The organism is Lichenibacterium ramalinae, from assembly GCF_004137085.1.
Lineage (GTDB): Bacteria > Pseudomonadota > Alphaproteobacteria > Rhizobiales > Beijerinckiaceae > Lichenihabitans > Lichenihabitans ramalinae.
The window spans coordinates 26,319-38,788 of record NZ_QYBC01000006.1 but is presented as its reverse complement, the minus strand read 5'-3'; the positions used below and the strand labels follow the sequence as shown (position 1 = coordinate 38,788).

Genomic DNA, 12,470 nt, shown 5'->3' with positions numbered 1-12,470 from the left:
GCCGCGGTTCGGACGCTCGAGGCACGATGCAGCAGGTCGAGGCGGTCGCGCCCATCACGATGCGGGTCCGGCCGCGCGCGCCGATGTCGCTCGCCTGGATCGGCGTGGTGCCGTTCTTCGCCTTCGCGGCGCTGTTCCTCCTGGTCCCGACCGCCTACCTCGTGGTCGGCGCCTTCCAGGACAACGACGGGCACCTGACGCTGGCCAACATCGCTGGCCTGTGGGAGCCCGGCATCCTCAGCGCCTATGCGATCAGCCTCGAAGTCAGCGCCGCCTCGGCGATCCTCGGGGCTGTCTTCGGCTTCCTGCTGGCCTGGGCCGTGGTGCTGGGAGGCCTGCCGGCCTGGCTGCGCCCCATCCTGCTCACCTTCAGCGGCGTCGCGTCGAACTTCGCCGGCCTGCCGCTCGCCTTCGCCTTCATCGCCACCCTGGGCCGGACCGGGCTCGTCACCACGGTGCTGCAAAGCGTCTTCGGCTTCAGCCTCTACCGCAACGGTTTCAACATCCTGAGCTTCTGGGGCCTGACGCTCACCTACCTGTATTTCCAGATCCCCCTCATGGTGCTGATCCTGACGCCGGCGCTCGACGGGCTGAAGCGCGAATGGCGCGAAGCCGCCACCATCCTGGGCGCGTCGCCCTTCACCTATTGGCGCTACGTCGTCATGCCCATCCTGTGGCCCAGCCTGCTCGGCACCACGCTGCTGCTCTTCGCCAACAGCTTCGGCGCCATCGCGACCGCCTACGGGCTGACGGGCTCGACGCTGAACCTCGTGACCATCCTGCTCTACGCGCAGATCCGCGGCGACGTGCTGCACAACCCCCACCTCGGCTACGCGCTGGCGCTCGGCATGGTGGTGATCACCGGCCTGTCCAACGCGCTCTACATCGTGCTGCGCACGCGCTCCGAACGGTGGCTGCGATGAAGCGGCCTTCGGTGGGCGCCTGGGCCGCCTTCGCGATCGGCGTCGCCTATTTCATCGTGCCCCTGGTGGCCACGGTGGAATTCTCCATGCGGATCCGGCGCGGCACCTACAGCCTCGACGCCTACGCCAACGTCCTGTCCGATCCCGCCTTCTGGCACACGTTCGGCTTCTCGGCGGCTTCCGCCCTCGCCACCATCGTGGCGGGCACGCTGCTGGTGGTGCCGACCGCCTATTGGATCCGGCTGAAGCTGTCCTGGCTGCGGCCCTACGTCGAATTCGTCACGCTGATGCCGCTCGTCATCCCGGCCATCGTGCTGGTGTTCGGCTACCTCAAATTGTACAACTCGTCCTCGCTGCTGCCCATGACCGCGTCGACCTGGAGCACCGACGTCCTGCTCGTCTGCGGCTACGTCGTGCTGGCGCTGCCCTACCTCTACCGCGCCGTCGACACCGGGCTGCGCACCATCGACGTGAGGAGCCTGACGGAGGCGGCCGAAAGCCTCGGCGCCCGGCGGAGCACGATCCTGTTCAGGGTCATCTTCCCCAACGTCCGGGCGGCGGTGCTCAGCGGCGCCTTCCTGACCTTCGCCATCGTCATCGGCGAGTTCACGCTGGCGAGCCTGCTCGACCGCCCGGCCTTCGGGCCGTATCTCCAGCTGGTCGGCGCCAACAAGGCCTACGAGCCTTCGGCGCTGGCCTTCATCGCCTTTGCCGTCACCTGGGCCTGCATGGGCCTGATCCAGCTCTTCGCCCGGGACCCCACGGCCCGTTCGGTCAAGGTGTGAGCCGCCCATGAGCTTCCTGTCGATCGAGCATCTCACCAAGAGCTACGGCACCCATCAGGTGGTGCAGCGCTTCGATCTCGACGTGCAGCCGGGCGAATTCGTGTCCTTCCTGGGCCCGTCGGGCTGCGGCAAGACCACGACGCTGCGCATGATCGCGGGCTTCGAGACCGCGACGTCCGGGGCGATCCGCATCGAGGGGCGCGACGTCACCCACCTGCCGCCCAATGCCCGCAACGTCGGCATGGTGTTCCAGAACTACGCGCTGTTCCCCAACATGACGGTGGCGGGGAACGTCGCCTTCGGTCTCAAGGTCGCCAAGGCGAGCGGGGAAGCCACGCGGGCCCGCGTGGCCGAGATGCTGGGCATCGTGAAGCTCGACCACCTCGCCGACCGCTACCCCTACCAGATCTCCGGCGGCCAGCAGCAGCGCGTCGCCCTCGCCCGCGCGCTCGCCACCTCGCCGAAGCTCCTGCTGCTCGATGAGCCGCTCTCGGCGCTCGACGCCAAGGTGCGGCTGGCGCTGCGCGACGAGCTCAAGGCGCTGCAGCGCACGCTCGGCATCACGACCGTCTTCGTCACCCACGACCAGGAGGAGGCCCTGTCCATGTCGGACAGGATCGTCGTCATGAGCGAGGGCCGCATCGAGCAGCTCGGCACGCCCTTCGAGATCTACAACCGGCCGAAGACGCGCTTCGTGGCCTCGTTCATCGGCACGCTCAACATCCTCAACGTCGAAGTGGTGGACGCGCAGAGCGGCGCCATCCGCATCGACGGGCAGGAGGCCCGCGTCGGCCGGCAGATCATGGCGGCGGCGGGCTCCGCCGGTTGCGCGGTGGCGCTGCGGCCCGAGGCCGTGACGCTGCACGACCCCGGCAACGGCGGCAACCGCATCCGGGGCACCATCGCCGATGTGGCCTTCCTGGGGGCCGTGGTGCGGGTGAAGGTCGAGATCGGCGGCAGCCGCATTCTCCTCGACCGTTTCAACAGCCCCGGCCTGCCGCCGCCCCTGCCGGGCGAAAGCGTGACGCTGCATTTCTCGCCCGACGACCTCGTGCCGCTCGAGGCGGCGTGACAGGACGCGCTTGCCAGACGGGCGCGGGCGCGGCAGGGTCCGCCCCGACATTCAGCCCGACGGGACGCCCATGCTCAGCCTCGACCACGCCCGCACCATCCTCGACGTCGTGCTCAAGACCGGGACCGAGAAGGGCTTCAAGCCGCTCGCCGCGGTGGTGCTGGACGCGCGCGGCGCCATGAAGGCCTTCGCGGCGCAGGACGGCACCAGCCTCAAGCGCGGCGAGATCGCCCGCGGCAAGGCCGACGGCGCCCTCGCCATGGGGCTCGGCTCACGCGCCATCGCCAAGATGGCGGCGGAACGTCCGGCCTTCGTGGCGGCCGCCACCCACGCCGTCGGTGGCTCCCTCGTGCCGGTGCCCGGCGGCGTCCTCATCCTGCAGGGCGGCGAAGTGGTTGGCGCCGTCGGCGTCTCGGGCGACCTCAGCGACAACGACGAGATCTGTGCCGTGGCGGGGATCGAGGCCGCGGGGCTGAAGGCCGATACGGGGGCGTGATCGGACGTCAGTGCCGGAAAAGCAGCGGATAGTCCCGTCGACCATCGATGACGCGCAGGATTGTGACTGACTGCGGCGTCGGACGATAGATGATGACATAGCCACCGCTCGGCAGGCTGCGCAACCCGGGACCGAGGTCGATATTCCGGGCTCGGCCGACGAGCGGATAGCGGCCGAGCAGGCTGAAGCTGCGCTTGAGCCGGCCGAGGCTGGCGAGGGCCGTCGCACGTCCGTGATCGAAGCCGATGAGGCGCAGGTCCTCCCGGGCCTCCGGTGCGACAATCCTGGGCGGCATCAGCCCCGGACGGCTCTCATCGCGGGTGGCTCAGCCCTGTAGCCGGACTCGATGTCGTCGAAGAAGGCGGCGAGTTGCTCGTCTGTCTCGATGACGGTGCCTTCACCTCTGGCGACCGAAGCCTCGGCCTCTTCGAGGCTCGCGACAAGCGCGATCCGCTGTCGTTCCCGCTCGACCCATTCTGCCATTGCCTCCGCCACGGCGTCTTCCGGCCGCGCGATGCGCCCGGACGCTATGGCGTGGCGGATGACGTCGTCCTGCTCGGGGGTGACTTCGATCTGCATGGACGGCAGGCTACGCCCGTCGCCCTGCCGCTTGCAAGGCCGCTCAGGCGAGCCCGTGCGCCTTGAACCAAGCCTGCGCCTTGCCCCAGGCGTCGTGCGCGGCGTCCGGCCGGTAGCTCGGGCGGTAGTCGGCGAAGAATCCGTGCGGCGCATCGGGGTAGACGACGATTTCGGAGGCCGTGCCCTTCAGCTCCGCCTGCATCTCCGCGATGAGGGCGGGCGGGATGTTGTCGTCGTGGCCGCCGTAGAGGCCCAGCACCGGCACCTTCACGTCGTGGCCGAAGTCGAGCGGATTCTTGGGCTTGATCGGCGTCGGGGGCGAGGCCTTGCCGCCCAGGATGCCGTAGAAGGCGACGGCGGCCTTCAGCGCGGGGTCGTGGTCGGCGAAGAGCCAGATCATGCGGCCGCCCCAGCAGAAGCCCGTGGCACCCCGCCGGGCCGTGTCGGCTTTCCCGGTCGCAGCCGCGTAGGCCACGGTCGCGTCGAGGTCGGCCATGGCCTGGGCGTCCGGCACCTTGGGGACGATGTCGGTGACGATCGTCTTGATGTCGGCGTGCGCGGGGTCGCCCTGGCGGGCGAAGAGCTCCGGCGCGATGGCGAAATAGCCGAGCTTGGCGTAGCGGCGGCAGATGTCCTTGATGTATTCGTGGACGCCGAAGATCTCCTCGATCACCACCATGACGGGGAACGGGCCGGCGCCGTCCGGCATGGCGCGATAGGCCGGCATCGCGCCGTCGGCCGTCGGCACCTTGACCTCGCCGGCCACGAGCCCGTCGGTCGGCGTCGTGATGACCTGGGCCACCACGGGGTGGGCCGCCAGCGCGAAGCCGACGCCGAGCGAGGCGACGAGGAAGCTGCGGCGGCCCGGCGCATGGCCGGGCTCCTCGGGCGGCAATTGGTCGGCGTGCTGGGGCTGGTCGTTGCGGAACATCATGGCGTCGTCCTCCCTGCATGCACCTTATGCCGGGTTGTCCCGCCAAGCGAGGCCGTTCAGCGCGATGCCGCGGTCCGCCACGCCCAGGGCCGCCGCCCATCGGCGGGCTGTTCCGGCGCGCCGTGGCCCGGCTGGTAGAACTCGTCCATGAAGGGCTTCTTGCCGGCTTCCAGCGCCCGAAGGGTCGGCTCATTCTCGACCAGGAAGGCGTCGAAGCCGCAGCGGCGCATCAGCTGCAGCTGGTCCCACAGCACGTCGCCCACGGCGCGAATTTCGCCCTTGAAGCCGTGCTGCCCACGCAGCAGCGACGCCTTCGAGAAGGCGCGCCCGTCTCCGAACTTCGGGAAGGACAGGGCGACGAGCGACAGGCGATCGAGGTCGGGCAGCAGCGCGTCCACCATCTCGCCCGCGTCGAGCTTCACGCCGACGGGCGTGTTGATGCCCTGGCGGGCGTCGCCGAGCGCCAGCCAGGCCTTGAGCGACAGGATCGCCGGCCCCGCGCCGAGCGGTTCGTCGTCGCCGAGCATGTGCCAGGGGTCGTCGACGAAGGCGCCGTCCTTGAAGAGTCGCATCAGATGTCCTGTCCGGCGGAAAGGATGCCGAGGTGGATGCCGCATTCGGTCTTGCCCTTGCCGCGCCAACGCCCGGCACGGGCGTCCTCGCCCGCCTTCACCGGCGACGTGCAGGGGATGCAGCCGATCGAGGGGTAGCCCTTGGCCACCATGCGGTGGCGGGGCAGGTCGTGGGCGTCGAGGTAGCGCAGCAGTTCGCTGGCATCCCAGCCGGCGAGCGGGTTGATCTTGACGCGCTCGCCTTCGGCCTCGAACAGCGGCAGGGCGGCGCGGCTGCCGCTCTGGAAGCGCTTGCGGCCGGTGATCCAGGCGTCGTAGCCCGAGATGGCACCCGCCAGCGGCTTCACCTTGCGGATGTCGCAGCAGGCGTCGGGGTCGGTCGACCACAGGAAGCCGTCCGGGTCGAGCGCCGCGAGATCCTCCCCCGAGGGCTGGATGGCGCGCACGTCCGTGAGGCCGAGCAGCGCCACCAGCTCGTCCCGGTAGGCGAGGGTTTCGGGAAACAGGAAGCCGGTGTCGACGAAGATCACCGGCGTCGCCTTGTCGACCTGCGCCACCATGTGGAGCAGAACCGCCGAATCCGCACCGAAGCTCGACACGAGTGCGATGCGGCCCGGGAACAGGTCGCGGACGGACAGGCGCAGGAGCGCGCCCGCATCCATGGCGGCGAAACGCTGGCCCAGCCGCGATGCCGCGACCTGGTCGCCGAACAGCGTCACATCGTGAACGCTCATGAGCTCAGATCTCCCGGCCCGCGTCGCGCTCGTAGAGCGCCTTCTTGAACGGGGCCATGCCGACGCGGCGGTATGCGGCGAGGAAGTCCTCGTCAGGCCCCGCACGCAGGCCGAGGTAGGTGTCGACGATGTTCTCGACGGCGTCGACGACGTCGTCGGTCGAGAAGCCCGGGCCGGTGAGGTCGCCCAGCGAGGCGGTCTCGTCGCCCGAGCCGCCGAGCGTGATCTGGTAGGTTTCCTCGCCCTTCCGGTCGAGGCCCAGGATGCCGATGTGGCCGACGTGGTGGTGGCCGCAGGCATTGATGCAGCCCGAGATCTTGATCTTGAGCTCGCCGATGTCCTGGGCGCGCGCGCCTTCGCCGAACCGCTCGGAGATGCGCTGCGCCACCGGGATCGAGCGGGCCGTCGCCAGGGCGCAATAGTCGAGGCCCGGGCAGGCGATGATGTCGGTGACGAGGCCCGCGTTGGGCGTGGCCAGCCCGGCCGCGGCGAGCGCGTCGTAGAGGGCCGGCAGGTCGTCCAGCGCCACGTCGGTCAGCACGAGGTTCTGCTCGTGCGACACCCGGACCTCGCCGAAGGAGAAGCGGTCGGCGAGGTCGGCGACGAGGTCCATCTGCTCGGCCGAGGCGTCGCCCGGGATGCCGCCGATCGGCTTCAGCGAGATCGTCACAATGCCGTAGCCGGCTTCGCGATGCTGGGCGACGTTGGTGTCGACGAAGGCAGCGAAGCGCGGGTCCGCGCCGCGCCGCGCCGCGACGGCGTCCGACCGCGCCGGCCGGGCCTCGTGCGCCGGGGGCGCGAAATAGGCGCGGATCCGCTCGACGTCCTCGGCCGGCAGCGCCAGCCCCTTCGGGCCCTTGGCGAACTCGGCCTCGACGGCGTCGCGCATGGGTTCGGCGCCCTTCTCGTGCACCAGGATCTTGATGCGGGCCTTGTACTTGTTGTCGCGCCGCCCCTCGAGGTTGTAGACGCGGACGATCGCGTCGACGTAGGCGAGCAGGTCCGCCTCGGGCAGGAAGTCCCGGATCTTGAAGCCGATCATCGGCGTGCGGCCGAGGCCGCCCCCGACAAAGACCTTGAAGCCCAGCGCACCCGCCGCGTCCCTGACGACCTGCAGGCCGATGTCGTGGGCCTGGATGACGGCACGGTCGCGATCGGCCCCCGTCACGGCGATCTTGAACTTGCGCGGCAGGAACGAATACTCGGGATGCAGCGACGACCATTGCCGCAGGATCTCGGCATAGGGCCGCGGGTCCGCGACCTCGTCGGCGGCGGCGCCGGCGAAGTGGTCCGCCGTGACGTTGCGGATGCAGTTGCCCGACGTCTGGATGGCATGCATCTCGACGGTGGCGAGTTCGTCGAGGATGTCGGGGCAGTCCTTCAGCGCCGGCCAGTTGAACTGGATGTTTTGGCGCGTGGTGAAATGGCCGTAGCCGCGGTCGTAGCGGCGCGCGATGTGGGCGAGCTTGCGCATCTGGATCGAGCGCAGGGAGCCGTAGGGGATGGCCACGCGCAGCATGTAGGCGTGCAGCTGAAGGTAGACGCCGTTCATCAGGCGATGCAGCTTGAACTGGTCCTCGGTGAGCTCGCCCGACAGGCGGCGTCCGGTCTGGTCGCGGAACTGCGAGACCCGCTCGGCCACGAAGCGCGCGTCGAACTCGTCATACCGATACATGATCGTCCTCCTGCACGGTCGCGCCGGTCGAGCCGGGCTTGGTGAACTCGGGATGGATGGTGGGGCCGCGGGCGCGGATGGCTTCGCGGAGCTTCGTCGGTACGATGACGCCGGCCTGCAGCGCGACGTCGACGGCATAGACGTCGATGACGAGGCTCCGGGCCTCGGCGGCCTGCCCGGTTTCGAGGCCCGCCGCGGTCCCGGCCTTGTCGGCGAAGACGCGCGACCGGTCGAGCCGCTCGGTCCAGCCGCCGTCCCCGTCGAGGAAGACGACGGCACCGTCGGTGAGCCGGCTGGCGGTGACGATTTGGGCCATGGATCGGGACACTCTCGCGCGACGCTCGGGCGGGCGGTGTCGCATGCCGCCGCCAAGGCTGGCAATCGTCGCCGCTGCCCAGGCCATCTCCATATAGAATTCCCCACGGGGATTACGAGAATTAAAAAATAACACGTCTCGCTTTTGTGTTTTGCGGGACGGGCGCGGCGCGGTTCGAAACGGAACCGGCGCCCCGAGGGGCGCCGGCGTCGGCATCGTCAGAGGGATCCCGCGGTCAATGGGCGTGGGCCCCGGCCGCGCCGATCCCGGTCTCGGCCCGCACGAACTGCTCCTCGAACAGCGCGCGCTCGCGCTGGGCGCGCCGGCTCGTGTCGGACTTGGAGACCAGATAGATGGCGGCGAAGGCCAGGGGCATCGAGAAGATGGCGGGGTTGTCGTAGGGGAAGATGGCGTCGTGGAACTTGAAGACCGCGACCCACACCCCCTTGCTGAGCACCACCATGACGACGGCGGTCACGAGCCCGAGCAGGCCGCCCACCAGGGCACCCCGCGTGGTGGTGCCGCGCCACATCAGCGACATGAGCAGCACGGGGAAGTTGCAGCTCGCCGCCACCGCGAAGGCGAGGCCGACCATGAAGGCGACGTTCACGGTCTCGAACAGGTAGCCCAGCACGATGGCGATGACGCCGATCACCACGGCGGTCAGCTTGGAGATCAGCACCTCGCGGCGTTCGTTCGACCGTCCGCGGGCGATGACGTTGGCGTAAAGGTCGTGGCTGACAGCGCTGGCGGCCGCGAGGGTCAGCCCGGCCACCACCGCCAGGATGGTGGCGAAGGCGACGGCGGCGATGAAGCCGTAGAACAGCGATCCGCCGACGGCCTTGGACAGGGCCAGGGCCGGCATGTTGCCGCCGCCGATGAGCCCGGTCAGCTTGTTGTAGGTGCCGTCCGCCGCCACCGTGTAGAAGCTCGGGTCGTTCATCAGCAGCGTGATGGCGCCGAAGCCGATGATGAAGGTCAGCACGTAGAAGTAGCCGATGATGCCCGTGGCATAGAACACCGACTTGCGCGCCGCCCTGGCGTCCCGGACGGTGAAGAACCGCATCAGGATGTGGGGCAGCCCGGCCGTTCCGAACATCAGCGCGAGGCCGAGCGACACGGTGGAGACCGGGTCGGCGACGAAGCCGCCGGGCCCCAGGATGGCGGCGCCCTTGGGCTGGATCTTGACGGCGTCGGCCATCAGGGCATTCGGATTGAAGCCGTAGTGCCACAGCACCGCGAGCGCCATGATGGTGGCGCCGAAGAGCAGCAGGCAGGCCTTGATGACCTGCACGGAGGTCGTGGCCTTCATGCCGCCGAAGGCCACGTAGACGATCATCAGCACGCCGACGATCGCCACGGCATAGCCGTAGGGAAGGCCGAACAGCAGCTTGATGAGGCTGCCGGCGCCGACCATCTGGGCGATGAGGTAGAAGGCCACCACGGTGAGGGTGCCGACGGCCGACAGGATGCGGATGGCGGTCTGGTCGAGGCGGAAGGAGGCGACGTCGGCGAAGGTGAACTTGCCGAGGTTGCGCAGCCGCTCGGCGATGAGGAACAGCACGATCGGCCAGCCGACCAGGAACCCCACCGAATAGATCAGGCCGTCGAAGCCCGACGTGAACACCAGCGCCGAGATGCCGAGGAAGGAGGCCGCCGACATGAAGTCGCCGGCGATGGCAAGGGCGTTCTGGCCCGGCGTGATGCTGCCGCCCGCCGCGTAGAAGTCGGCGGCGGACCGCGTGGTGCGGGCGGCCCGGTAGGTGATGCCGAGCGTCAGCAGCACGAAGGCCAGGAAGATGATGATGGCTTCCCAATTGGTGGCGCTCTGCCGGGTGGCGCCGAGGTCGGGGCCGGCTGCGACCGCGGCGGTCGCGGTGGCGGCGAGGGCGGCGGCGAGGGCGGCGGAGCGGAACGGCGACAGGCGCATCAGGCGACGTCCCTGTCGATCTGCGCCGTCAGCGCGTCGAAGCGGCCGTTGGCGCGGGCCACGTAGACGCCCGTCAGCGCGAAGGCGAAGACGATCGTGAACAGCCCGAGCACGATGCCCCAGGAGATGGAGCTGTCCCCGATGGTGGAGGCCATGAAGCCCTTGCCGAAGGCGCTGAGCCCGATGAACACGAGATACACGGCCAGCATCACGATCGACATCGTCCAGGCGAAGCTCGTCCGTTCGCGTACGAGGGTCTGGAACGCCGGGTCGCGCAGGATGCGATCCCGCCGGCCGGCCTCATGATCCAAGTCGCTCTGCCTGTCGAGCATGCATTCCCTCCCATTGTGATGACCGGCGGCCGAAGGGACGGTGGGTCGCGCCGTTGCTCGGCGTCGTTCCGCCGCATCCGCGGCCGTTCGGCGGGGGGCCGGGAGGCCCCTTGGCGAACGGCGCGAGACCCGGCGGTCGGATCCACACATCTCGAATCGGTCGTCGCATTCCAGGGCACGCAGATGCGGCAAACCTCCGGAGGCGATCCCGAAACGTTATGAGACGTCTGATGCCGACGCAAGGGAGATATGCGTTAACCATATTCCGGACGCGGCCTGGGCCGAAGATGAATTTTTTATAAATTGCCGCTCTGCGGGGTCGTCCCGTTCCGGAGCGTCGCATGGTCGGCAGAATCATCACTCGGCTGGGTCCTGCCATGGCCCTCATCGCGGTCGCGGCCGCCTCGGACGCCACGGCGGGCGGGATGGGACACGGCGCCGTGATGATGGCGACCGGCGGCCTGCACGGCGGCGGCATGCATGGCGGGGCCATGCCGTTCCGCGGCAGCGCCGGATTCTCGCCGCGTTGGACCGCCCGCGGCCTGCCGCCGCTGTCCGGCATTATCCACGAGCGGGCCGGCACCCGGAGCTACGTGTCGGGCTTCGGCCATACCGCCACGGGGCTGCGCTATGCCGGTGCCGTTGGTCCGTCGTTCTACGGCCACACCGCCACCGCCCTGCCGCGGGCAGGGAACGGGCGGCTTCGTTTCGGCGGCTACGGCCATACCGCGACGGCGCTGCCGGCATTCGGGGGGCGGAGCCGGTTCGGCGTCGCGGGCGCCCGATTCGGTCGCGTCGCGGGCGGGATCGGACCGCGGCTCGGCCGCCGCGGCCGGCTCGCCTATGGCGCCCGGGGCTACGGCGGCTACGGCGTCGGGGGATACGGCGGTTACGGCGTCGGCGGTTATGGCGGGTACGGCGTCGGCGGCTACGGCGGCGATGCCGGGGATGGCGGCTATGCCGGCACCGTCGCCGTGCCGGGCGCCTATGATGCCGGCATCTATGGCGCCCCCGCCGTCGGCACGCAGGCCGGCACCTATGGCGGACCCTACATCTCGGAAACGCCGCTGCCGGCCCGGTTCGCCGAAGCGCCGCTCGCACCGAGCCCGGGCGCGCCCTACAGCCCCGAGGACGCCTATGCTTATGCGGCGTCCGCCGATTCGGGCCCGGCCCCACGGATCGTCACGGTCGGGCGCCGCGGCCCCGCCGATTGCCGGTGCGGCGGCTCCCACGTCGAGCCCATGGTCTACCGCTACGGGGTCGGCACGGCTTACTGAAGGACCGCTGGAGCCCGACGGGCTCCAGACCCTTCGAACACCCTGGCCGGCGCCGGCCAGGTTCAGGGCCGGCTCCGGCCCCCGAGCCGGGCGACGGTCAGCGCCACCGCGCAGGCGTTCGAGACGTTGAGGCTCTTGATAGGGCCCGGCATGTCGAGCCTCGCCATCGCGTCGCAACGTTCGCGGGTCAGGCGCCGCAGCCCGCTGCCTTCCGCGCCGAGGACCAGCGCCAAGGGACGCGGCAGCTCCATGTCGTCGAGCGACGCTTCGCCGGCCGAATCGAGGCCGACGCGGAAGAACCCGCGCTCGCCGAGCTTGTCCAGCGTGCGGGCCAGGTTGACGACCAGCGCCACCGGCACGTGTTCGAGCCCGCCCGAGGCGGCCTTGGCCAGCGTGCCGGACAGGTCCGGCGCATGCCGGTCGGTCATGACCAGGGCCGAGACGCCGAAGGCCGCCGCCGTGCGCAGGATGGCGCCGACGTTGTGGGGATCGGTGATCTGGTCGAGCAGCAGCACGATGCCGTCGTCCGGCACGTCCTCGAGCGCGATCGGTTCCAGGCGCCGCGTTTCGAGCAGCAGCCCCTGGTGGACAGCGTCGCGCGGCAGCCGAGCCGCGATGCCGTCGCCCGGCACGATGACCACCGGCACGCCGCGCTCGGCCGCGAGGCCCGCGACCCGTTCGGCCGCCCCCTCCGTCGCCGAAAGCCGCAGCAGCTTGCGCCGGTGCGAGCCCAGCGCTTCCACGACGGCATGCGTCCCCCACAGGTAGGCGACGTCCGGCGGCGGTTGCGGCGGGCGCGACGCGCCGTCGCCCCTTCCGCGGTCGCCTTGGCCGCGGTCGCCTCG

At 70.0% G+C, this 12,470-nt stretch carries 15 protein-coding genes; 5 read left to right on the top strand and 10 right to left on the bottom strand.

What is annotated here, in order from left to right; translation table 11 throughout:
* The first annotated feature begins 26 nt into the window (after positions 1 to 26).
* From D3272_RS08330 to D3272_RS08315, 4 genes are all read left to right on the top strand, one after another.
* Positions 27 to 923 carry an ABC transporter permease gene (locus D3272_RS08330; RefSeq protein WP_129218709.1) on the top strand — a complete coding sequence of 299 codons (897 nt, stop codon included), beginning with the start codon at positions 27 to 29 and terminating at the stop codon, positions 921 to 923.
* The gene (locus tag D3272_RS08325) at positions 920 to 1,708 is read left to right on the top strand and encodes an ABC transporter permease (protein ID WP_129218708.1); all 789 of its coding nucleotides are present in this window, start codon (positions 920 to 922) and stop codon (positions 1,706 to 1,708) included. Before D3272_RS08330 ends, D3272_RS08325 begins: the two co-directional genes overlap by 4 nt.
* A 7-nt stretch (positions 1,709 to 1,715) precedes the next feature.
* Positions 1,716 to 2,780 (top strand): ABC transporter ATP-binding protein, encoded by a 1,065-nt coding sequence (locus D3272_RS08320; RefSeq protein WP_129218707.1) that lies wholly within the window; start codon positions 1,716 to 1,718, stop codon positions 2,778 to 2,780.
* Between the two features lie 70 nt (positions 2,781 to 2,850).
* Positions 2,851 to 3,276 (top strand): GlcG/HbpS family heme-binding protein, encoded by a 426-nt coding sequence (locus D3272_RS08315; RefSeq protein WP_129218706.1) that lies wholly within the window; start codon positions 2,851 to 2,853, stop codon positions 3,274 to 3,276.
* Between the two features lie 7 nt (positions 3,277 to 3,283).
* Here the strand turns inward: D3272_RS08315 and D3272_RS08310 are convergent, their stop codons facing one another.
* From D3272_RS08310 to D3272_RS08270, 9 genes are all read right to left on the bottom strand, one after another.
* Complete coding sequence (locus D3272_RS08310; protein ID WP_129218705.1) at positions 3,284 to 3,571, bottom strand: type II toxin-antitoxin system RelE/ParE family toxin; 288 nt, start codon at positions 3,569 to 3,571, stop codon at positions 3,284 to 3,286.
* On the bottom strand, positions 3,571 to 3,855 hold the full coding sequence (locus D3272_RS08305) for a hypothetical protein (RefSeq protein WP_129218704.1): 285 nt from the start codon (positions 3,853 to 3,855) through the stop codon (positions 3,571 to 3,573). Before D3272_RS08305 ends, D3272_RS08310 begins: the two co-directional genes overlap by 1 nt.
* Positions 3,856 to 3,898: 43 nt before the next feature.
* Entirely contained in the window at positions 3,899 to 4,786 is an 888-nt protein-coding gene (locus D3272_RS08300) for a dienelactone hydrolase family protein (protein WP_129218896.1), read from the bottom strand.
* Positions 4,787 to 4,845: 59 nt separating this feature from the next.
* On the bottom strand, positions 4,846 to 5,361 hold the full coding sequence (locus tag D3272_RS08295) for a DUF934 domain-containing protein (protein WP_165361275.1): 516 nt from the start codon (positions 5,359 to 5,361) through the stop codon (positions 4,846 to 4,848).
* On the bottom strand, positions 5,361 to 6,095 hold the full coding sequence (locus tag D3272_RS08290) for a phosphoadenylyl-sulfate reductase (RefSeq protein ID WP_129218702.1): 735 nt from the start codon (positions 6,093 to 6,095) through the stop codon (positions 5,361 to 5,363). Before D3272_RS08290 ends, D3272_RS08295 begins: the two co-directional genes overlap by 1 nt.
* Before the next feature lie 4 nt (positions 6,096 to 6,099).
* Entirely contained in the window at positions 6,100 to 7,770 is a 1,671-nt protein-coding gene (locus D3272_RS08285) for a nitrite/sulfite reductase (protein ID WP_129218701.1), read from the bottom strand.
* Positions 7,757 to 8,086 carry a DUF2849 domain-containing protein gene (locus D3272_RS27225; protein WP_165361274.1) on the bottom strand — a complete coding sequence of 110 codons (330 nt, stop codon included), beginning with the start codon at positions 8,084 to 8,086 and terminating at the stop codon, positions 7,757 to 7,759. Before D3272_RS27225 ends, D3272_RS08285 begins: the two co-directional genes overlap by 14 nt.
* A gap of 235 nt (positions 8,087 to 8,321) precedes the next feature.
* Entirely contained in the window at positions 8,322 to 10,016 is a 1,695-nt protein-coding gene (locus D3272_RS08275; protein ID WP_129218699.1) for a cation acetate symporter, read from the bottom strand.
* Positions 10,016 to 10,348, bottom strand: coding sequence for a DUF485 domain-containing protein (locus tag D3272_RS08270; protein ID WP_129218698.1), 333 nt, complete (start codon positions 10,346 to 10,348; stop codon positions 10,016 to 10,018). Before D3272_RS08270 ends, D3272_RS08275 begins: the two co-directional genes overlap by 1 nt.
* A gap of 341 nt (positions 10,349 to 10,689) precedes the next feature.
* Here D3272_RS08270 and D3272_RS08265 point away from each other — a divergent pair, with 341 nt between their 5' ends.
* Positions 10,690 to 11,625 (top strand): hypothetical protein, encoded by a 936-nt coding sequence (locus tag D3272_RS08265; protein WP_129218697.1) that lies wholly within the window; start codon positions 10,690 to 10,692, stop codon positions 11,623 to 11,625.
* Between the two features lie 62 nt (positions 11,626 to 11,687).
* Here the strand turns inward: D3272_RS08265 and D3272_RS28370 are convergent, their stop codons facing one another.
* Positions 11,688 to 12,368: a TrmH family RNA methyltransferase gene (locus tag D3272_RS28370; protein WP_428977971.1), complete on the bottom strand. Its 681-nt coding sequence runs from the start codon at positions 12,366 to 12,368 to the stop codon at positions 11,688 to 11,690.
* Positions 12,369 to 12,470 lie beyond the last annotated feature (102 nt).